Annotated in this window: 17 protein-coding genes; all 17 read right to left on the bottom strand. The window is 47.9% G+C overall.

All coding sequences use genetic code 11. The features are described from left to right. Positions 1-12: 12 nt before the first annotated feature. The 17 genes from R7E42_RS06770 to R7E42_RS06690 all read right to left on the bottom strand — a co-directional run bounded on the left by R7E42_RS06770 (position 13) and on the right by R7E42_RS06690 (position 22,001). Positions 13-345, bottom strand: coding sequence for a hypothetical protein (locus R7E42_RS06770; protein ID WP_017634059.1), 333 nt, complete (start codon positions 343-345; stop codon positions 13-15). Between the two features lie 92 nt (positions 346-437). Beyond that, a complete protein-coding gene (locus R7E42_RS06765) occupies positions 438-1,883 on the bottom strand; it encodes a hypothetical protein (RefSeq protein WP_318072510.1) in 1,446 nt (481 codons plus the stop codon). A gap of 283 nt (positions 1,884-2,166) precedes the next feature. Then, entirely contained in the window at positions 2,167-2,850 is a 684-nt protein-coding gene (locus R7E42_RS06760; protein WP_318072509.1) for a hypothetical protein, read from the bottom strand. 68 nt (positions 2,851-2,918) lie between these two features. Then, positions 2,919-7,706: a hypothetical protein gene (locus R7E42_RS06755; RefSeq protein WP_318072508.1), complete on the bottom strand. Its 4,788-nt coding sequence runs from the start codon at positions 7,704-7,706 to the stop codon at positions 2,919-2,921. Further along, the gene (locus R7E42_RS06750; protein ID WP_033905426.1) at positions 7,703-8,329 is read right to left on the bottom strand and encodes a hypothetical protein; all 627 of its coding nucleotides are present in this window, start codon (positions 8,327-8,329) and stop codon (positions 7,703-7,705) included. The genes R7E42_RS06755 and R7E42_RS06750 overlap by 4 nt, the downstream gene beginning before the upstream one ends. Continuing rightward, positions 8,322-8,735, bottom strand: a complete 414-nt coding sequence (locus tag R7E42_RS06745) for a hypothetical protein (RefSeq protein WP_136976912.1) — start codon at positions 8,733-8,735, stop codon at positions 8,322-8,324. The genes R7E42_RS06750 and R7E42_RS06745 overlap by 8 nt, the downstream gene beginning before the upstream one ends. Continuing rightward, entirely contained in the window at positions 8,732-9,055 is a 324-nt protein-coding gene (locus tag R7E42_RS06740) for a hypothetical protein (RefSeq protein WP_017634052.1), read from the bottom strand. Before R7E42_RS06740 ends, R7E42_RS06745 begins: the two co-directional genes overlap by 4 nt. Before the next feature lie 401 nt (positions 9,056-9,456). After that, a complete protein-coding gene (locus R7E42_RS06735) occupies positions 9,457-12,084 on the bottom strand; it encodes a hypothetical protein (RefSeq protein WP_318072507.1) in 2,628 nt (875 codons plus the stop codon). Positions 12,085-12,178: 94 nt separating this feature from the next. Continuing rightward, positions 12,179-13,297, bottom strand: coding sequence for a hypothetical protein (locus R7E42_RS06730; protein ID WP_158159322.1), 1,119 nt, complete (start codon positions 13,295-13,297; stop codon positions 12,179-12,181). A gap of 71 nt (positions 13,298-13,368) precedes the next feature. Beyond that, positions 13,369-14,628 carry a hypothetical protein gene (locus R7E42_RS06725; protein WP_318072506.1) on the bottom strand — a complete coding sequence of 420 codons (1,260 nt, stop codon included), beginning with the start codon at positions 14,626-14,628 and terminating at the stop codon, positions 13,369-13,371. Continuing rightward, positions 14,628-15,089, bottom strand: a complete 462-nt coding sequence (locus tag R7E42_RS06720; RefSeq protein WP_033905433.1) for a hypothetical protein — start codon at positions 15,087-15,089, stop codon at positions 14,628-14,630. The genes R7E42_RS06725 and R7E42_RS06720 overlap by 1 nt, the downstream gene beginning before the upstream one ends. Positions 15,090-15,145: 56 nt before the next feature. After that, positions 15,146-15,985 carry a phage tail protein gene (locus tag R7E42_RS06715; RefSeq protein WP_318072505.1) on the bottom strand — a complete coding sequence of 280 codons (840 nt, stop codon included), beginning with the start codon at positions 15,983-15,985 and terminating at the stop codon, positions 15,146-15,148. A gap of 115 nt (positions 15,986-16,100) precedes the next feature. Continuing rightward, positions 16,101-17,498, bottom strand: coding sequence for a hypothetical protein (locus tag R7E42_RS06710; RefSeq protein ID WP_318072504.1), 1,398 nt, complete (start codon positions 17,496-17,498; stop codon positions 16,101-16,103). Then, positions 17,495-17,842: a hypothetical protein gene (locus tag R7E42_RS06705; RefSeq protein WP_033905435.1), complete on the bottom strand. Its 348-nt coding sequence runs from the start codon at positions 17,840-17,842 to the stop codon at positions 17,495-17,497. Before R7E42_RS06705 ends, R7E42_RS06710 begins: the two co-directional genes overlap by 4 nt. Before the next feature lie 3 nt (positions 17,843-17,845). Continuing rightward, positions 17,846-20,545: a hypothetical protein gene (locus tag R7E42_RS06700; protein WP_318072503.1), complete on the bottom strand. Its 2,700-nt coding sequence runs from the start codon at positions 20,543-20,545 to the stop codon at positions 17,846-17,848. 128 nt (positions 20,546-20,673) lie between these two features. After that, positions 20,674-21,486, bottom strand: a complete 813-nt coding sequence (locus tag R7E42_RS06695; RefSeq protein ID WP_033905439.1) for a hypothetical protein — start codon at positions 21,484-21,486, stop codon at positions 20,674-20,676. Continuing rightward, positions 21,486-22,001: a hypothetical protein gene (locus tag R7E42_RS06690; RefSeq protein WP_318072502.1), complete on the bottom strand. Its 516-nt coding sequence runs from the start codon at positions 21,999-22,001 to the stop codon at positions 21,486-21,488. Before R7E42_RS06690 ends, R7E42_RS06695 begins: the two co-directional genes overlap by 1 nt.

Genomic DNA, 22,001 nt, shown 5'->3' with positions numbered 1-22,001 from the left:
CATGCGAAAACTTTAAAGCGGGTGGCTAATTAGCTGCCCGTTTTTCGTTAGGACGTAATACCCGCCGTCACGGTAGACACCAACCACATAGTGATCGAGCGGCACGTCTTGCCAGCCAAATAGCCCTAGTTCGTCATCGCAATAAGCGACGATATTCACCAGCTTTACCTTTTGGATATGCAGTAGATAGATATTATCTAGCGCCCCTTTAAATGGCCTGTAGATATACTCGCCATCTTTCCTTAAAGCGGGGATCTCATTCCCTGCGACTGAATGGCCATCGGCAACGCCGTCTTCGTTTATGTCGATTAGCCCGTAGTGATAACGATGCCTGATAGTAAACATCCCCTACTCCCAAATGCAAAAACGCCAGATTCGACAATTAAATCTGGCGTTTTTGTGTCTATAAAGGTTGTATAGGCAATATATGCCAAGAACTATTTTATAGCATGCCTCGAAGCGTTTGCAAGTTCGTCCAGTTGCACACTAGACTCGAACATAAAGCCTGTTTGTACCCCCTCGTTTTCTAGCTCTTGATTTACACGCCCAAGAATATCAATAAGCGATGCACCGCCGCCGCCAAACATATCCCCGAGCGCTTGGCCTTGGTGAAGCAGCTCACTATTGATTGCCTCGGCCATTGCCTTAAATGCCAGTGTCATGCGTTTTGCGCTTCGGTTGTTCGCAGCAATGAATCTCGCCAGCGCTTCGGCCTCGGGATCGTTGTCGCCAAACAAACCGGACTGAGCTAATAGCTCATCGATGTGCTGACCGGAATCTTTGGCCTGTCTTACTAGCTCGGTTGCTTGCACCAGTGAGTCAAGTGCTGACTTAGCGAGGTCAGGTTGTGAGGCGTTAATTTCCACGGCTTCTGCCAGCGTTCCAGACGTGTTTTTATGCACCTCTCCGCTAAGGTATTGCATCTCAACAAACGCGCTTGCTGCGCCGTTTAGCGCGCTCAAAATGTTGCGAATTTCGGGATCGGCTTCCTCGGCTACCAGCTTCACCAACTTCTCGTTTTTGTACGCCTTGGCAAACACGGCATTTTGCATGCGCTCAATCAGTTGCTTGGTTGGTCGGCCATCTTCGGTAAGTAGTCCGGCGGTTGAGTTATCCCCAATTTCAGTTAAGAAACTGTTTATAAATCCTTGGTTAGACTTGGCCAAAAGGTTGCCTGTTTCGCTCGGTTGGAATAGAGCAATCATGCGGTCATCGATGCGCTCTGCGTCAACCCAAGCCGTCTCGGCGGCGCTCATTTGTTGCAAGTCAGAGAGGTTGGAGTCTCGGGCAAACTTAGCACGGTTAACTTTGGTGACACGTTCTCGAACCAACACTGGCTCGCGCATGCTCTCAACTTTCTCCGGTGATAGGTCGAAGCGCTCCGCATTGTCGATTAGGAACTGGCGGTACTTATCAGCCTTACCCTCTCGATACGCCTTGATGATAGCGATGGTTCGACCGTTCCCCGACTCCACCACATTGTCTGTACCGACAATCGGTGCGCCGTGGCTAGATAGTCCAGAATCGGTTAATTGTTGTGGACGCAAATCGTTGGCCATCTTTGAGATCTGCAATTTTGAGGATACGCGAGTACGGTCGCGCGGTTGCAGTTCTTGCGGGAAGTTCGGATTGATTCGACCGTCTAAGTCGTTCGATGGAATAAGGTCGCTGGCTTCCACGACTTTAAAGCCTGTTTCCACTTCGTCGCCTTTTGCTGTCACAACGTAGCTGGTGCGACCTAGCTTGGGTTTTGGATTGTCTGTTGCGTACAGTTGAACAATCTCGGCTAGGTCATTGATGTTTTTCGCCTCTTTGATTTCGGCGCTAATTGATGTGAGTTGGTTCAATTTGACCGCTCCGGTTGGAGTGGCGAGTTTTCGCATGCGAAAACTTTTGGGACAGGGAAAAGGATTAAAGGCTCTTAAGCAATGCGAAAAGCGCCTTGGCGTAGTTATGACGTTCGCTGGCTGCTAGTGCAAGGTTTAAAGATTGCTTGTAGTAATAGTCTGCTCGGATTTTAGTGAAAACATTCATCGTTTTTTCTCAAGTTCTCTGAAAAGTTTTCGCATGCGAAAACTATATCGAACGAGATTCTTTAAAGTTCTCGCATGCGAAAACATCCGTGTCTTTCGCGCTCCATGCAAAAAAGTTCTCGCATGCGAAAACTTAAGCGGCCAGTTTGTCAGGATTGTGCTCGAACCATTCAATCGCTTTTTGCTTGATGCTATCTAGCTCCAAGCCCTCTGAGTGAACGTCTCGCATTACATCAACAAACAGCGATGGCTTGGCTGTATTAAACTCCCCTGCAAGGAATCTCGCAACCAGTTCGCTTTGTTCAACTGGACGTTCGCCATTGTCGCGCCCATTCTGCTCAATGTGCTTAGTGATGGTCTTGATAGCCTTGCTACGGTCAGCGCGCGACCAGCTACCAAAACCACCATTTTTCTTGGCTGAGCCCGCATCGTTTTTCCAGTAGTCCAAACCTCGCGCAATATGCCCTTTGAAGCCAAACTGGAAGTTTTCGCCATCCTTGTAAACAACGTAGTTATCCCCCTTTTCAACCATTTGGTAGTTAGGGAAAAACGCCATTTCGTATTCGTACCAGTTAGGCAGAAGTAGCACTTCATTGAACTTTTCAATCTTATCGGAGCGGCCTAACTTGGAAAATTCTTCTACCGATATTGGCTCATCCGAACTTGATACCGGTTCCTGCTCAACCTTTTGGTTAGCGCCTGTCAGTTTATTAAGAATTTCCACCAGCTCACGGTTCTTTTTGATGCGTTCACCAATCGATAGCTGGCCACTCTTAAGCTCTTTCAACAAACCCGCAGCATCGCGGTTGAGCGTCATTTTTTCTCTTAAGCTTAACACTTGATTCTCTCCGGTTTAGGCCGCCGATGTGGCGGCCTTGGTTGTGATTAGATTTGCGCTTGGATCATGCTTGTGATGTTGCTTAGAGCGGCATCCATCAACGCTTCGTTCTCTGCTATTTGGTCGTTAGCTTCGAAGTGGGCGTAAGCCTGTTCTAGTGCGGTTTGGAACTCATCAACCAATTCCGGCGTAGGTTCACCAGTGAAATCTCGGATTTCCTTTAGTTTCTCTACATGTTCCATTTCTTCGTTATTGCCCTCTGTTTCAGATTGAGGCGCCTCACTACTTAGATTGAACGCTTTCACTAATAGCGCTTCCATTTCCGCTGTATCGTCAAATTCACCGATCAAGTCGTTGCCTTGGTATAGCGCGAACTTGTACTCGCCATCTTTAGCGATCGGATAAATGTCAGCGTGGCTTTCATTTAACCATGAACGGGCGATTAGCGGAGCGTACACGTTCGCTGGCACTGAGCCATTTACTGAGTGGATACCTGCCGCAACACTTGGTTGTACCAATGCGCCTTTTTCGTTGTTGTAGGTATCCGCAGATTGCCAGTCCTTAATCGTCTCAAGTTGAGCTTTCGCTTTTTCGCTTAAGTCGGTCGCTAGAATGTCGAATAGAACGTCTAGGCTGTAAGTGAGTCCGTCCTCATCTTTCGCATTAATCGACTTCACTCGGCCTGTTGGGAAAGTCACTTCCTGCTTACCAAGTTTTAGCTCTAGGTTGGTAAAGGCTTCTAGCTGCTCAAGCGCTTTCGCTTCTTCTTCATCTAGGCTTTCACGGAATGAGGTAACGTCTAATACGTCATCCTCTGCCTGTTCGCCTTGCTGGTGCATTTCAGTTAGAGACGCGAGCTCTACCACTTTGCGCTCTTTACCAAAATCAAAGTCCACGGTTAGGCGGCCACCAAAGAAATTGCGATCGTGGTAATCGGTCATCGTGTCGCTGTTGTTATAGTCGTATTGGCCTACATAAGCGTTAACGAACTCGATCAGCTGATCTACTGCTTCGGTATAACGGCTCATACCGTGTGGCGCTGGCGAGTTAGGGTTATCAATCTCGAACTGTAGGTAAGCTGGATTGTAGAGCATGACGTTTCTTGGCAAGTCAGTCAGCGTTAGGTCTAGTGTGCCGTAGCGAGGCTTGCGTACTGAGATTTTAACATCATTACTGATCTTGCCAGCTTTCTTAAGCTGAGCGATAAAGGCGCGGATTCGCTTAGCGATTTCACCCGTATCTCGAATGCCCTCGCTCTCATAGATTGAGCCAAATGAATATTGAGTTGGGTCTAGTGCGAGAAGTTGTTTTTCTTCCTCGGATGCACCCTTGCTCACTTCATCTGCTGTGTCAGATTCTACGGCGTTCTTAGCACCCAATAGCTCAAGCAGTTTGTTAGCACCGTCAACCGTTAGGTAGCTGCGAGAATTGGTGTTAGCGATAAAGCGTAGCTCTTTACCCTTGTTCGACTTCGCAGAGAAGAAACTGTAGCCAAATGCATTTTCCATTTGGTTCTCTTGTTCTTCGGTTAGCGCAATATCGTTAATCTTGCCGTCAGCGTCCACCTTAGCCAGTAGCTTGTCGGCGTTTTCGCGTAGTGTTGGGCGCGAGTGAAGCGAACCCGAGCCGTTAATGGCCAACGTTGAATACAATGATTCAAAGCCGTTGATTGTGGTGAACATGGCCGGACTGACAGGCTCAAGTGGTGCGCTGTATTCCGTCTCTGCAATTTGCTCAAGCGTTTTGCCGTCTTTAAGCATGTTAAAGATTGCAATAGTGCTTTCTTTCACTGCTTGGTCGTTTAGTTGAGTCGCTTTTTGCTGCGCTGCTGCGCCCTCTAGGCCAGTTTCTAGCACCTTGCCTGTGTACGTATCGATAACGCTAAAATCAGATTGGCCAATAGTGCCTACTGGTGCGTAGCGCTTCTCGCGTGTCGCCTTGAATTGGCCTTTGTGGTTCAAGTCAGGCAATGCAGCAAGGCTAGGGAAGCCACGGCTTTCGTATTCCGCTTCGATAGCTTTTGTGTACCACAATGGCATGACTGAATTATGGATAGCGCGCGCCATCTGTTCATTGTCGATCTGCTCATCGTTATCCAAGTATCTAAAACCATGAATTGCCAGGATGTCTTGGTTGGTAACACTTGCCATTGCATAGTGCTGAGCAAAGAGCTCATCTGAACTTAGTTCGGATAGGTCAGGGTAGATACCGTCATCAATCGCCTTAATGAAGCGCTCAACTTTTTGGTAGTCCTCGCCTTGGTCTGCCATTGCTGGAATGACGGTTTCACCTTTTGCCTTGGTGTAAGCTACGTCTCCCTCATGGTAAACCGTAGTCGCGCTAAACGCTTTTTCTACGTCATCCAGTGCTAACGCTTCGCCATTCTCAAACTTCTCGTATAGGTCGCCACGTAGCGCGCGTAGGTCGAACATTTTCGCCGTTGCACTAAAGAATCCGTCACGGTAGTTCAAGATAGCTTGCAGTAGGTCAGCGCGTTTCGCACGGCGGTTAAATGGAATGCGATGAGCCGTTAGGAAATCAGTGATCTCTTTGCGGTTCTTAAATTGCGCTTCCAGTGACGCTAGGGTTTCACCTTGTAGTGATTCCACTAGGTGCGCTTGTTCTGAAATACGCTTAGCTTGGTCATCCACTTTCTCGCCACGTTTTAGTGTTTTACCAGTACCTAGCGTTAGGTCAGCTAGCATAACAAGACGTTTGCGATCGCTTGGGTTTACTGACTGCATATCCTTAAGTTGGGATAGAGCTGCTTCTTGGAAGCGCATGCGGCCTTGCGTGTGTTCTGCTTGGCGCTGTAATTCAGCATCGCTTTGAACCAGCATTAGGTCTTCGGCAATCTCTTGAATCATGTCCGGCGTCACAAGGTCAATCGATGCGCTCCATAGCTTGTACGCGTTTGGATTTTCCTTGCGGTTCTTCATTTCTGGTTGCTGGCGTAGCTGCTTAGCGAACGCTGCTTTGAAGCCCACTTGTTTTAGGGTATCGAGCGTAGACTGAGGAATTTCATCAACGCCTTTGTCCTCAACCCATTGGTCTAGCGCTTCGGTTGCGATGCGCTCCGCTTCTTCTAGGTCGCCCTCAACCATGCCAAATAGCGGCTCTAGGTCAAAGCTACTTACTAATTCTGGTGGCAGTTTTTGGTCATAAGCGATCGCACCGTGGCGAATGCCATTACCAGCGTCAGCGAATTGCTCTTTAGCCGATTCTGGATCGAGGTACTTAACCACTTGATGTTGTGGCGGCGTCGTACCCAAGCCATAAGGGCGTAGACGTAGGCCATACCAGAATAGGTTATCCGTGGTTTCGTCTTTGTCGTTCGCGTTTGGCTCGTCGCTCTCAATTGGTTGTGGTTCTTCGTTGCTGTCATCGGTATCTTGAAGCAACTTAGATTCGCGATCGTAGTCAGCCAGAATAAGTGATTTAGCAGCTTCCCAACCTTGTAGATCGTCGCCACCAGCAAGCGGTGAACCCTCGCCGTAAGTGACAGCCAAGGTTTGGTTATCGCGCGCGTGGACCATGTACTGGCCAAAGCTATCATCGTCGTTCGCGTCAGGGGATTCGAAGTAGACAAACGGCTCGCTATCTTCGCCTTTATCCATCTTCCAGCCCTTAGCAATGGTCTTGCGACCAATAAGAGCCAATAGCCATTCTTTGCGCTCGATATTTGCTTTTCGTTCCCGTTCTTCGTCTGACAACTGAGGAAAATCGTTTTCAATTGAATCACGGATGTATTCTTTAGCCTCGGCAAGCTCTGATACCGTCATAGCACCTTTATCGAGGTCATAAATCACATCATTGATATACGACTCTGAATAAGTGCTAGGAACGTTTTGATTTGCTGCACCTGCAAACTCTAATGAGTCTTTAAACTCTTGGCTTAGCTGCTTAACAAAGGCATCAAGATCGCCATTGAAAGCACGGTTAATGATGAAGTCGCGTTTCTCTTGCTTAGTCCATGAAGCGTCCCATTGCTCGATCACTTGAGACGAACTACCACCAGCGTTTACATTTGTCGTTGCTGTATTTGCTGCTGGCTTGATAGCAGCAAGCTGTTTGCGTAGTTCTTCTTGGATTTCGTTCTGCGTAGCAATCTGAGTTTCCAAGCGCTTCTCTTTCTTGGCCAGCTCATCGAGCTTTTGTTCCAAGTCGGTAGCTTCTTCGCCTAGTTGCGCAGCTTGTTCATCAAGTTCTTGTGCCTTTTGTTGCGCTTCTTCCAATGCTTTCTTGTCAGCGTCTTTCTTGGCCTTAGCAGCGACAAATTTCTCGCTGTTGTTTTCAAGCAACTGCGCTAGCTTGTTGGTCACTTCCTTAAGGGATAAATCCATGTTGCCCTTTGGTGCGACTACGTGAGTAATATCGCGCGAGTTCATTAGAAAGCGGAACGCGATTAACGTGTCATCTGGATTGATTTTTAGCGGATCGTTATCCGGCGCATGGAACGCAATAGAAATGCTCTGGCCATCTGAAAACGGGATTTTCACCATTTGGACAGCAACCGCACCAGACTTGCGCGGTTTGCCTACTTCAACGGCTTCTACCGATAAAGTAGGGGTTTTACGCTCCAAGTGCTTACCAAATTGCTGAGCACGAAATTCAAGCCTTGAGGCTTTCGATTTGAACGCCTCTAGCATCATTTGTGGCACAGGTTTGCACTGATACAAGTAGGTGTTCTCCAAATCCTCAAGTGACAATGCTTCTAGGATTTGATCGGCGTTTTTACCTTGCAGCACCGCTTCAATCTGCTCCGGCGTGAGTTTCTTGGCCAGATGGTCGATGCGATCCACAATCTTGATTTGATTTTGACTGGTAAACATCATGACTTTGCCGCCTCTAATTGTGCTTCAAGTTCTTTGGTTTCTTGCTTCTCTTGCTCTAATGCAGTTTCGAGATCTGCTATGCGGCGTTGTTCTTCTTCCAACTTAGTGCGAACGCTATCCCGAGCGGCTAGGGCATTGGTGTAATTGGACTGAGCGACTTGTTCAGCCGCTTTGGCTTCTTCAAGTCGCTTAGCAATAGAACGTGTAGCTGGTTGAATGTCTGAGGTGTCTTTAACGGCTTTAGCCGCTTTACGTGCAACTTGCTTGTCAAACTTGCTTTGGTTGCGCTTCATTAGGCGAACCATTTCACGCGCAAGCTCGCGCTCGTTCTTCACGCTAGGGATAGGCTGTTTAGTGCTGTTGAGTGTCATTTGGAAAATATCACCCTCATCACCAATAAACAGCGTCATTGACTGACCATTATCAAAGAATAACTTGGCGCGTTTAACTGTCTCGCCGTCTCGTCTCGTTCTCTTGTTCGAGGCTTCTACGTCTGTAACAGTCGCACCAGCTTGTTTTAACGCAGTGATCAGACTCTTAAGGCCGCGTTCGGTCACGTTGTCAAAATCGACCACCACATAGTTATGTGACTGGTCTAGTGCAAACTTACTGTTGTTACGCAATTTCAAATTCCTCTGAATATGTCGTACAGGTAGGAAAGATTTTGTACAGCGGATTGATTAGGGAACAGGAGCGCTCAATCTTAACGTCCAGAATCCACTCGCCATGCAGCTTTTCCCCCGCTTCGAGTTCGAGTAACTTGCGATCGAACGTCAGGTATTCGCTGTTATGTCCGGCGTGTGAAAAGTCGAGCTTACGTGTGCGAGTAATGACGGCTTTTGGTCGTTTTTTACTGCGCAACGAATAGGTTAAAGTCCCACTCGTTATGGCTCGCTGAGATTGATAACCAAGAACGAATCGAATCACATCGGGATCGTCCATCTGGTTTGCATGCAGTATTTTTACTGCGTTTCGTTTAAGCAAAAATCGGTCAGCAATGGCTAGGCCAATTACTGCAAATTCCATCATTTGCCTTGCCCTCCGGTATTAAAAAATCTCGCTAACATTTGGCTAGCCAGCTTGCGGATAAAGTTGATCGAGTCTGCTCCGTTGTTCGACGCAATGAGGACAAGCGCGCTGGTATAACCAGCCTCCACACCCTCGCTTTCACACAAGTAAGCGACTATCAAACCGACCACCAACGCCAGCGTTAGCTCGGTTAAAAAATCAAGGAATCCACCAGCTAGACGTTGCTCGCGTATGCCTTGGAGATATGACCCAACACCACTGAGGACAGATAGAGCCAGTACGCTAATCGCAAAGCTCTCACCAACAACTGACACTGGCATTAAATCCCCCTTTAGTATATTACCTAGCGAGTGTATTCGGAAAGGTGGCTTTTGCTCAATAGACGGGCGTTACTTACTTTTGAATGGGTATTAAATAGGGCTGTTTTGCGGAAAAAAGTTAGATTTCAAGAGCCTATATAAAAAAGAAGCCTCTCACCCAAAAGGCTGGTGAGAGGCTAATCCAAGCGTTTTGTTGCGCGGCAACGCATACAAAACTTCCAATGAGGATAGTCGAGTCGAATCGATATTTGACGAGGAAGATTATATAAATATTGGTTTTCGCATCAATATGCGCCCATGTTTTCGCAAGCGAAAACTTTAGGGGATGCCATGTTTTAAAGTTCTCGCATGCGAAAACTTTTGCAAAAAAAGGGACAGCATCGTGTCCCTTTGGTTGATGGTTATGGTTTGATGTAGCGGATCGAGAAATGCGAACCCCGAATAGGCGTGGATGCACCTCTGTCTAAGAATTGAATAAGCTCACCGTAGTATAATTTTCCTACCCATCGACAAGTCGTTGGCACGGCATCGAAGTCGTTGGAATCACTTTGAGCCTCCGCTATAATTTTATTGCTTTTGGCGATTGCAGAGTACACAGTCGATGAGTTTGAAGCATTGCGGCGTCGTATCGCAGTCCATTCAATTTCGTAATACCCCTCAACACGAACATCAAAACCAGCAACCGGAGCGTTGTAGTTAATCAAATCAAACGGATCGAGGAAGCATCCTATCCAATTCTTGAACTCCCATGTAATGCCATCTATCGTAAGGTTGCCCTCTCTTAGCCCCGCATTACAGCCCAAGGCAACCTCTCCAGCGCGTGATGAAACACCCGCTAGTTTACTATCAACGTAGTCTTTACGTGCGAGAGAGTTACCAGCCGAGCTCTGAGGCGAACCTGCATATACATTGCCGTCCTTAATGTCTACATAATTACTGCGGCGGTTAGTGTAGAAGCGCATCCGACCCTCTGAGTTAGATAGGATCTGAATACCAGAACGGATATTGGTGCCATCATAGTAAGAGGCTAACGCCCAATGCGCACTTGAACTATCTTTACAGTTAATACTGAATCCCGCACGGCCATTCGTCGCCCATGATGAATCCATAAAACTATTATCCATACGAACGGCATCATTCGAACCAGTCCAAGAACCCGCCGTAAACTCACCATCAGTACGAACCAGTGAGCTACCGAAAAAGATACCAGAAGTAAACTTTCCTAAATCATTGATGCGAAGCCAGTTGCCGTCTGTATTACGAAATGCAGCTCGCCCACCTAATGAAATGCTCTGATTGAGCATTACATCAATCCCTTTAGCAAAGGTGAACGAGGAGTAAGAGTAAAAGCCGCTGGTGGCCTCTGTCTCCATGTGGCACCAAGATGAATTACGAGAACCAATCCAAGTTTTCTTTGTAGAGTAATCAAGCTCTAAACCCTTTCCATCAACAGAGTTAATTGCCCCTAAGTCTTTATTGTAAGACGTATAGCTAGTGACCATTCGCCCTTTGACAATACCCGCTGGCTGGCTTGCCCCCTTATTGCTAACGTATGGCGTTATGGTGTGACTACACATGTATCGAATAAGAATGTTCGTACTGTAGGCACTACGTGTTTTTACATAGATGGCGTAATTGTCACCGCTAGTATTTACCCAACCAAACTCACTAAATGGTAAGCCGCTAGGATGGTCTGTAATAACCTGACCATTTAGACCTTTAGGGTTTCCGTTACTGGCTCTCAGAATCATTTGATGTCGTGACGACTGATAGTGCAAGTCAGTGTTAAAGCCAGCACCACCAAAGAACTCAATAACCGCAGTAGAGCTTGATTGAGGCATCGTTACATTGGCAACCAAACACCAAGAGTTGTCACTACCTAAAGAGGTGCGCACAACCTCTGTACGGTTAAACGCCTCTGTAACGACTTTATTCCCTTGTACTTCGATAGGGACACTGGAACTAAGCTTTGATCGAGTCAGGTCTAACTTGGCGTCCCCTCCATTATGAGCACCACCCACCGCGATTTGAACGTAAGCATCCGACGAATTAGAGCCGTTCGTTAAGTAAACCGCCCGACGATTACCAATCAACCCGTACCCGTCCAGCTTAACTTGCTCGCTCGATGGAACGTTATTACCAGCGCGAGTGCCTTGCACTTCAACACTACGATTCGAAGATACCGACTCTGTAGCGTTTAGGGAGCCGTATAGTGTTGATTCACCACCTTTGCGGATCTTTAATCGACTGGAAACGTCACTTTCTACAACCTCAAAGGTGCCATCGGTTTTCGTTTCAACATGAAAGCGCTTACCTGCATGACCTATGTGCAATTGAGAAACATTGGAACTGCCCTCATCAATGAGTAGGCCACCAGTCAATGTACCGCCTGACAGTTTTAGGTAGCGGCCATCGGCTTGCGCTTGCGTCATCTTTGAGGCTGCAAGGTCATACGCTTTCTTAACGGCACCTGCCGCCGCAAATTTCACATCGCTAGCATCATTAACCGCTGCTGTGAATGCGTAGTTCGGCACGTTTGATAGACCAACTTGAGCTTTCGTAACCTTGTGTGGGTTCGAGTAGTCTGATTTGTGTTGAGCAATGTTGGTTGTAATGGCCGCTACCGCATCTTCTTGATCCATGAGCGCGTCACCAAGCTCTTTGATTGTATCGAGCGCTTCTGCTGGCGCACCACCAATCAAAGCACTAATGCGGTTGTCAGTGTGGGTATTTGCGTTCGTCTCTGCTTGTTCTGCGCGGTCATAAGCTGCGTTACCGCGATTTAAACCCTCGATGCCTTTGTCGTATGCCTGTTTAACAGCACCAGCGGTCGCAAGTTTGCTGTTGGACGCATCTGTTACCGAGCTGGTGGCCGGATAGTTTGGTACGTTACCTAAGCCTACTTGTGCCTTTGTGACTCCGTGCGGGTTCGTTTTATTGCTAGCGTGTTCATCCACTTTTGTTGTGATTTCTTCACGCAATTTTCGAGCTGGACTACCGCCAACTTGAGTCAATTTTTTTAATGCCATTCAGAAATATGCCTTTCTCAATTCAATGACCAGCAACTCCGACAAAGCGCCGGAGCACATCGTTAATGGGGAAGTAGGAAAGGAAAGGTCATGTTTACTTGAAGCCGATAACCGTCACGATGTCGCCAGCTTGTAGCTGTTCACCGAACGTGATTGTGTTACCAGATAGACTCCATACACCTGCGTTCTGCATTACGCCGCAAACGCTTAGAACAAGGATTGCTGAGACTGTACCCGCTGGCAGAGCCACCGTAGTTGATGCAGATTCGACAGTAATATCCACCGTTCGGATCGCGTCTTTGATTGAGGCGCCTAGACTATCCTTGGTGGCATACTTACCGTCAGATTCCGCTTTGGTGTATGACGCGCCGCTAGCTGCTAGACCGCTACGCGCTTGTGAAATGATTTGCGATTTAGTGGTGTTCTCAAGCTTCGCTGCGTTAACGGCAGTTGCGCCAGCGTCTAGTGCGCCCACGTCTTCTGCGGTTAGCTCGACGTTTGCGCTTAGCGCGTGACCGTTGATAGTGCGAGTCTTTGGCACTGCATTCACAACGCGAGAGTCGTTACCCTGCATCACTGTGTTAGCGCTAGTGCCGAAGTTTTTGTTGAATGCTGTTTTTTTCTCAAACGCTGGTTCCGCGCCAACGTCAGTCGCTTCAAGCACTACGTTACCGCGCTGACCATTAACCGACGAAACGGCGTCAGTCGGTGTTAATAGTTCTTGCCAGTTCGCTAGTGTGCTCGCTGGTTGGCGCATAAGAACGAATGATTTACGCAGATCCGAACGGATTGCCATATCACCCTCTTGCGCTGTAAGAGCAAGCATTTCCGCTTCTGACTTAACAGGGAACGTTTCTTTGATAGCGATAGCTGGCAATTGGCCTTGTGGGATCTTACCAGTGCTATCTAGTGTAGCCACACCCTCTGCAACGCCTTTCTTGTTGTTAGGGATGTAGTCGTGCGTGTGGCTTGCTGGCGCTGCGCCCACATCTGAGTGAGTCAGAGTCACATCGCCCGTTAGTGGTTTGTTATTGATAGTGCGAGAAGTTGGGACAAGATTGGAGCGCGCTTCACTGACAACTTGTGCCTTGGTTTTCCCCTCTAGTTTTGATGAGTCTGTTGCGCGAGCGCCCGCTGGTAATGCACCAACGTCTTGCGCTGAAAGATCAGAAACAAGACGGTTGATGCGAGTTAATTTGTTTTGTGTAGCCATAAAAAATCCAATTTCGTTGTTAGTAAAAAGGGCATTTATGGGGAATAGGGCTAGGGGAATTTGAAAACTGATTAGCCGACCAAGGTGATCTCCGTTCCTGCTGCAATTTCGTCAACAAACTGGATAACATCACCGTCCGGTGAGATGGTGTAAGCAATATCTCTTGATTGCTGCACACCCTGTAGGAACACCAGCTTAATCGCGCGTTCTTCAAAGACTGGTGGAACAGTGAAAGTATTCGACGTACTAGCGAAGTGGCTATGGAATACTTCCATAGGCGCGCCAGCGATACCGCTGTTTATGATGGCTTCAAGGTTATCGATATGCTCTTGAAGCTCGGCAATGATAGAGCTTGAGCTTAGTGATGGGACACCTAGAGTAATCACCACTTCATCACCCGTTTCAAGTGGTTCGGCTACTTCAACCTCATTAGTGTCTTTCAAGAATTGCCAAGCACTGTCTTTGGTCTGCACGATACCTTGGATAGACAATGAATCTACTTCCGGCACTTCGTAAGGCAATGCGATTTTTGTTTCGCCACCAGACGCAATGTACGGCCAATGTTCAACCGACTTGTTGTATGCAGTAGCAGCTTTGTCGTGAACCAACTTGATGGCTCTCGCAGTGGCATAAAGCTGATCGTTATCTACGTTTATCTGACTGGTTGCGTCCCAGTTGTTTACCAAGCTAAGGCCAACTTGCGCTTTGGTTACATGGTGCGGGTTTTCACGGTCTGCGTAGTGCGCATTGGCTTCGGCGCGCATCGCATATTGCTTATGTGGATCGGGATGTGAAACGTGACCTTGTAGGTCATAACCGCCTTGTTCACGATCATCAAAGTTAAGGTGTTCACTTTTGAGTTGGGTAACGCCATCTGGCACGGTAGCGCGACACAATATCAAATGATGATCTTCAACCGCTTCCTGCGGAAGCACCTTAATTTCGGACGCTTCAATGTCTGACGCTAAATCGACTTGTTTTGTCTTTACGCCAAACTTATAGAACGCTTCGAGCACCACATAAGAAGTGGCACCAGCCGGAATCTCCACATCAACATCGTGTTGTTGTCGAACGGTTAACACATAGTCGTCGCGCTCAACTAACGCCACGCCAAATTGTTCACCACTACTCACACGCAGTTTCATTCCACCAGCCGGAGCACATTCAAAACCACGGAAAATACCAGCGCGAACGATGCCGTAAAACTTACGGTTTAGGCTGTTACTGGCCAGTGGTTCTAGGTACTGCGTATCGGTGATAAGCGGTAGCGCTTGCCAGTCCGTTAGCAGTGGCGGGATGATGATCGTTTCTTCGAAGTTTGGGCGACTCATTAGGCACCTACCTGCGCCAATTGAGCGCTATCCGTGCGAGCCGTGTTAATCACGATTTCTATCGACAGACCACGGTCAGAGTAGATCCAAACTGGTTGAGTGACAGCCACTAGAATCAGACCGCCGCTCGCATCTTTCACGCCGACGCAAGAGAACTGGTATTGTTCATCTTCTGCTAGCGTACCCGCTGGCAAGTTTGCCGTGATGACGATATTGCCGTTCACATAGGCGTAGTTCGCCTTAGAACGGTAAAACACGTTTTCAACGGTTGTCTTATCCAGTGGGATAGGCATGCAGCTAGGCTTGCCCTCAATTTCTTGGATAAGGTCAAAACCCCATTCAAGATCGCCAAATTGGAAATAAGGCTCAGTACCATTGGTAGGCAACGACGACAAGGCGCGTTCGTCGTAATAACGGTTAAGCAGTTCACACTGCGATAGGACTACTTTTTGTGTAAGCACCTTTACGACCTCGTATAAGTCGTGGCGCTTTAATGGGACGGGGAATAGGAATAGGGTTAATAGTACCGTCTATCAATGGAGATCGCATCTAAGGGGATCGCATCCATTCTAGGTGTACCATACATAGGGCTAACAGGGCGTTCTTCCTGTGTCGTCGTTCCAGTCTGAACGAAATCCTGTTTATAGCTCGGTGTTGATTCTATATCGGTCGTGGTCTGTTTTCCAACCGTAACATGGTCAGAATAGTTAGGTATTTCCACCATATCCATGACTTCAAATTCAATAGAATACAATTGGCCATCTAAAACAATTCGTAATGGGATAAGAGGATGCACCACTCGCTTAATCTTCGCTTCGAATGCTCGAATGGCTTCCTCGGTAATGCCGTCCTCACCTGCAATGTCGTTCAAAGGGATGCGAATAGCACCGCGACTGGTCAGGAAAAAGTCGCTCGGGTTTAGTCCGTTTTGCAGCTCCAACTCTGACTCGGGAACTAAGAACGTGCCGTATGGAAATCGCTCTTGGTCTACTGGCGCGTAGATTCGTTCCCACTTAACACGTAACCCTTTAAATTCACGCGCGAGCGTTGAGATAAGTGGATAAATGGTCTTTTTAAAGTGAATTTCGTCCTTACGCTGCATCACAACGTGTGGCAAGTCCTCATCGGCCACTTCGCCTAGTGGGAAGATTTTTCGCAGCTCTTTAATGTCTTCTAGCAGCGATTCTTTGTCCATTTCGTACAGTGAAGAACGCGCTTTAAGCTTTTCAATGTATGACTCTACGTGAGTTTCAATTGACTCTGCGATCACGCTTGCTAAATCTACCCAAGCGGTTTCCTTTTGACGCGCCTTGGTTAGCTGGCCAGATAGCCATTTTCTGAAGTCTCCAAATGCCATGTTTTTCGCCTTATTGGTGTAAAAGTTTTCGCATGCGAAAACTATATGGTATGTTGTATTTTAAAGTTCTCGCATGCGAAAACATCCGTGTCTTTCTTGCTCCGTGCGAAAACTTCTATGAGTAATCGAAGTTCAGTTGAATGGTTGACGCATTCACATCTAAATAGTGGTAAGTATCAATCGGGATGCGGTCAAGAATCCCAACGACTTCAACCTCAAACTCTTTAATACCCAAAGTCACGTTGAGCTCTTGGATGACATCCCAAATTTGGTTTTTGGTAATGCGCTCATTGCGACTTGTCTGTTTGCCAAATTTCTCATCTAACGCATCGGCCAGTACCTTTGTCGCCCATTCTGGATTTGAACTTGGGTAAAGCTTACCTTTGACCGTCACGGTAAATGGCACGTCCTTACGCTCCACCAGCTTATAGCGCTCGTTATAGCCCTCTCGGCCAGCGAATAGAACTTGGATTTCCTGATTCAAAGTCTCGTCGGTTTTATCGGCAGAGTAAGCACAAATAAAGATCGTATTGATGTTGCGAACGTCCGGCGTTCCTGTGAGTTTTTCCTGCTCCGCTTCACCCCAAATCGACAACCAAGTAACACCAGAAATATTGCGCTTAACAAAGGTCATGTAATCCGAGTCCCACGCTATCTGCTCGTCATAGATTGGCGAGTAAAGGGCGTTGTTTCGGATTGATTCAATGTCTTCTGGTTCTGCACCGCCGATGATGCTGGTGGACGTTTTGATTGAGAGTTGGTCTTTATAGGCGCTTTGAATCCCCATATCGATAAGCTCTAAAGGCTGCGCATCGAGTAGGGTAGTCACACCATTAGTCAGCCATAGCTCAAACTCAATTACATCACCTGTCGCTGGCGCGCGACCGTTATTGTTGTTACCAAAACGAACGCCTAGCTGGTCGGTTGGCTTGTAATACTCCATGTAGGCTTTGGATTTGCCGTCCGTATTACGAAACTTAAAGACGTGCGTCCATTCTTCTCCGTTCACGCGCACGATGATGTTATGAATACGCTTAGTCAGCTCTTGAGGGAACGCCACGGCCAACCAGTTTTTTCCTTCATCGACCGTGTAGGTCATCTTGGACACTTCGAACTGTTGAACCTCTACTGCGGCGTTTTCTTGCGGCATAAGATCAATGGCTTCCATTAGCGTATAGCGCAATTGATTGTCAGCCACGCATTGGCTGTATTTCGGCAAGGTAACGCGCTTTGTTCCAGTATTGGTCACTAGCGCACGGCCTTTCGATGGCGCTGCTTTTCGCCCTACATAGCCCTCAGTTTCAGCACCCGCCAAAATGGAGGTGCGTTTAGTGGCTAGCGTTAGGTAGGATTCTTGCAATGCACGGCTACTGATTGCTGCCATGCGTTCAACAATCTTGGCCACAAATAAGCAAAGGTAGTCAACGAACTGCGAACCAATATGACGCGACCACCAGCTTGAACCAGCAATCGCCTCGTTAAAGGTCTTTTTGACTTCTTCTAACTTGCTCAAAACGTAATACCTCTCTCCAACGTTTGACCGTTCACAACGATCGTCAATTTGTAGGCATCGATACCGTTCACGCTTGGCTCTACGGCAATGCCTTGAACCACCGCGTCTTTCACGTCAATTGGGAGGGTTAATAGGATTGAGTTTTCGATAGCTGCTGCTGTGGTTTCGTTTATTGGTTCATGCTTGTATGCCCCTAATCTGTTGCCCCATTTTGGAGCGCCCCAAACTTGGCCTTGAGGTGTATCGAGCCATTCAGAGACGCGCGCAACGATCGCGTGTTTCTCATCGGCTACTTTTACACCGTCAATATCGACCCGTAGTAAGTAATCAATTTCTTGGCTCATCTATTACTCCATATCAGCGCTTTGACGCTGTAACGAACGGTCATCAAAGTTGAGAGGAATAGAGCCGCTAGCCTTAGTGGCTGACGCTGGCTTGTCTTTGCTTGAGCTGCCGCTAGGCGCTGCAAAGATAGTGGTCGGTTTGTTGTTATCACTGCCGCTAACCGCGCGCCCAATGGCATCCAGTGAATGTTTGCTAAGTTCCACGGTTTGAGGCTTGCCGCTCTCTTTGAGGTCTTTCATTGCTGCCTGTGCTTGCAGCTCGCTAACTCGCTCATTGCGTTGAATGGATGATTGAGTCGCAACCGTCTTATTCGAGGTGTTTTCGGTGTCCACTTTCACCACGGATTGAGTGTCCGTTTTCTGGTTACTTAGCTCGGTATTGATGGATGATTCATGGCTGGCTGTGGTCACGCTGTTGGTTTGCGTGTTGTTTGCAGCCTTGGTTAGTGCGGCTACGGCCTCAGCCTCTTTACGGCGTTTGATCTCCGCATCGACGGCGGCCACTTGTTCAGCTTTCTTATCTGGCGAGTAAACTTGGCCAAGCTCGGGATGCTCGACCATGCCGGACATATCCATGCCTGTTTCGTTAGCCACTTGCACACGTTTGTCCTGGCTAATACGTTTTTCTCTTTCTACAGCTAAGTAAGCTTCTTTGTAGCTAATCCCTTGCTCGCTGGCCTTTTGCGATACCTCTTGAGAGGTCACTTGAATTGAGTTTTTCGCATCAAGTTCGCGCATGGTTTGGCTGTCATTGGACGCTTTAGCAGTGTGGTAGGCTTCGGCGCTTTTAAGGTGTTCTTCTGTCTCTGATTGAGCTCTTTCACTCTTAGAGTGATTGGTCTCGCTTTCGAATTTAGAACTCTTAGCCGTTGTTTCTCCCTCGATCTCGCCGCCAAACAGCTTGTAAATGCCCTTGGCCATATCACCAGAATCAAAGGTTAATGCTTCCTTAGCACCATCAAAACCGAACGCCCCAAGCGCCGAACCAAGCAAACCAGCACCGCCACTGACTAGGCCACCCAAATCGAGCGCGTTTGCCAATGCCATTGAGCTTTTCTGGCCAGTTGTCGCTTCTTGGCCATCTTTGAGATTGAACGTCTCTTTTTGTTTGTCTTGGTCAGTGAATCCGCTAAACGCATCGTAGGCCATTAATGCCGGAGCAAGGAAAGGGATCGCCTTGCCAGCAACAGAGCCGATTTTAGACATACCTTTAAAGGCGGCACCCGCCATCGATACGCCCTTGTTGGCCACGTTCGAGGCTTTGCTGCCAATGCCTGACATAACCGATTTAACTCGGCCACGCTTACCGTCAGCTTTACGACCACGGCGGCGTTCAAACATATCGCCAGCTAGGTCTAATAGGCCACCTTGGCCATCGTTCGCCACTGCATTGGTTGCCGAAATCAGATCGTCGAGCTTATCTAGTACATCATCGAATTGGCGTTCACGATCAGCACTCGATTCATGGAGCACTTCAAGCATGTTTGCTCGGTAGCTCTGTTCTTTGGTGCTTTCGATCTCACTAGCTGTGCTTATCCGGCTAGAATCACTCCCAACAAGATTGACAGGCACGTTACCCCTAGCACCATCACGGTTAGGTCGATCACTAGACGTAATTTGCGTTGAATGGCTTGTCTCGAACGAATCTTTTGTCGCTGATAATTGTTCATGGCTAACTGTCTCTATGGCTGTGACGGCCTGACTATTTGCCTCTGGCGCTTGCTTGCCTCGGGTAAAGAGTCGGCCTAGTTTCGATTCTTTTAGCTTGTCTTTGGTTGAGGTGGCTTTTTCAGTCACATCATCCAATGCTTCTTTAGCGTCTTGCCCCAAGTGATAAAGCTCTTTAGCGGAGTAGAAGAACGAACCACCAGTCGCAGCGCCAGCCGCATCGGTCGCGTCGTTTTCTTCCTGTAGGAACTCTTTCACGTTATTGATGGCCAGTTGCTTAAGGCTGGTGGCCATCTTGGCAAAAACGTTCTGGCTTTCCTTTTCCGTGTCGGTTTGCTTTTCAATTTGGCGCTCTAATGCGGTTTGCTGTGCGTTCTTGTAAGCCGATTGCTCTTGCTTACTCGCATAGCGACCATCGGAGCGTCGAAGCTTGCCGTTAGCGTCTTCCCAATAGCCCTCAAACTCTGCCAGTGCGTCAGAGACTGCCTTTTCTAACTTCTCTGGCACATCATCAAGGATTGAGGTATCCAAACGTTCAGAATTGGATTCTGGCGCTTCTACATTCACGACAACAGGCGCTTGTTTTACTGGCTCGCGCGCGTCCTCGCTTTTCAGCGTGTCAGCAATCGACTTTACGCCACTTACAGAGCTGCTTTGCTCGATCGCTTTGGCGTCCGGCTTGGCTTGTGTTTCTGCTGACTGACTAGGCGCAAATGACAACTCAATTTCACCTGTACGCTTGGTCTTGGTTGCACTTGGTTTAGGTGTGCCGCTTGATTGTTGTTTTAATTCTTTTTGTGGATTAACACTCGGAATGGTAGAGACGTTAAGAGAGGCATTGGAAACGCCCTTAGTTACCGCCTTTTCGATGCCCTTTGTATCCACTGCAAGGACGGCCTTTTGTTGGCTCGTTGGTAGAGTCTTGCCATCGAGTTTGTGACTAATCTCAGATAGCACGGTCAGCTCTTTGTCACTGGCTCGCTTCACTGCATCAACAACCAGTGAAAGATCAACCTCTTGTTGGTTTCTGTCCATTTTTCACCTTGTCTTGGAGCGCTTTATCTAGGCTTATGGCCATCGTTTGAGGTGTTTTGAATACCGCATCGATAGGCTGGCCACCGTAGATCGTTAAGTTCTCAATCAGTACGTTCCAACCAACGTAATCAAAACGTTGTAATGAAGTCGTTATGCCGAAAGGGTAAGAGCAACGTTCGAGTTGCTTCACCTCCTTGCTCGATAACTTTCTGGCACTGCGGAATGGTGGCGACTAGGTAGTAACGCCCCTCGTCGTACTTGGTGAGCAATCCGTGACGCGCATTGCGTAGGCACTTTTCAACCTTGGCAAAGGCCACACGAAATTCCGTGTTGAGGTACATCGATTTCAATAGGTCGATTTTCCACACTAGGGCATCGTCTTGGTCTTTGGGTTGATCTTCGAACGTTAGGCAGTAGGCCAGCTCAGTGAGCGCCATGTGATTCGCTTGCTGCTTCCATTCAGCGCTGTCCGGTTCGTACTGGTCGCGCTCATTGCGAATGTTCTCAAGTTGCTCCGCTTCGTAACCGGTTAGTGGTTTCACGTTCGCTAGGTATGACTTGCCTTTCACGCTTAAGGTGATCTCTTGTTTTGGCAATCCATTGAGCGCTTTGGCCGATTCCATTAGCTCGCCCATATTGAGATCGAGATAGTGAGTTTCTTTGCAGTGCTCGCACTCATAGCTAAAGGGAATAGTGCCTAGCTCGCTGGTGGACATAAAAATCCACCACAATGCTGCGCGGCGATCTTCACCAGTCCATAGGCCGCTATCACTCATAGGGCGCTTACTGGTGTCTTGCATGTGGTTCAGATAGCGAGTTGTATTGGCTTCCTCTTGGTACTCGTTGAGGTCGCAGAACAATAGAGCGTCTTCCACGGTTGGGACTCGAAACTCAATCACTTCTGAAATGTTACTTGGTAGTGGAAATGATGGAATGTGCATTACAGTACCTTGTTACCTACAGACATAAATTTTTGGAGAATGAGCGGGAATGACTGGATCTGGTTGCCGTTTTCGCGTGAAAACATCACGTTGCCAATCTTGGTAGGAAAGACTTGATAGCTCTTATAGAGTGACTTTTTGCCGTCCTCATTGAGCCCGAATATGTTGATTTTGAACACGTACTCTTTGGGGATGTTGAGTGTGCCGTCTTGGTTTCTGACTTTCTTGATTCGGCTTTCAAACCATTTAGAAACAGTCAGGTTTTGGTCATCACGAACCGTTAGCGTGATTTCGCCAACACTGCTGTATGTAGGCAGCGCAATAGAGCCCGAACCGACTTGGAATGAATCCGCATCGATAGAGCCAGCACCAAAATCAATATCCTTTACGTAAATATCAAAGTCCGTTGGCGCGTCCGGCGAGTCGACTTCTACCGCCCATTGCCAGCCTTGCAGCCACGGTTTATTCATAAAGTTATTGGTCGCGCGTTTGGCGAGCTGCATGTATGGATTCAT

The organism is Vibrio sp. Vb1337, from assembly GCF_033338715.1.
In the GTDB taxonomy this organism is placed as follows: Bacteria; Pseudomonadota; Gammaproteobacteria; order Enterobacterales; family Vibrionaceae; genus Vibrio; species Vibrio alginolyticus.
This window is presented reverse-complemented; position numbering and strand designations above follow the sequence as displayed.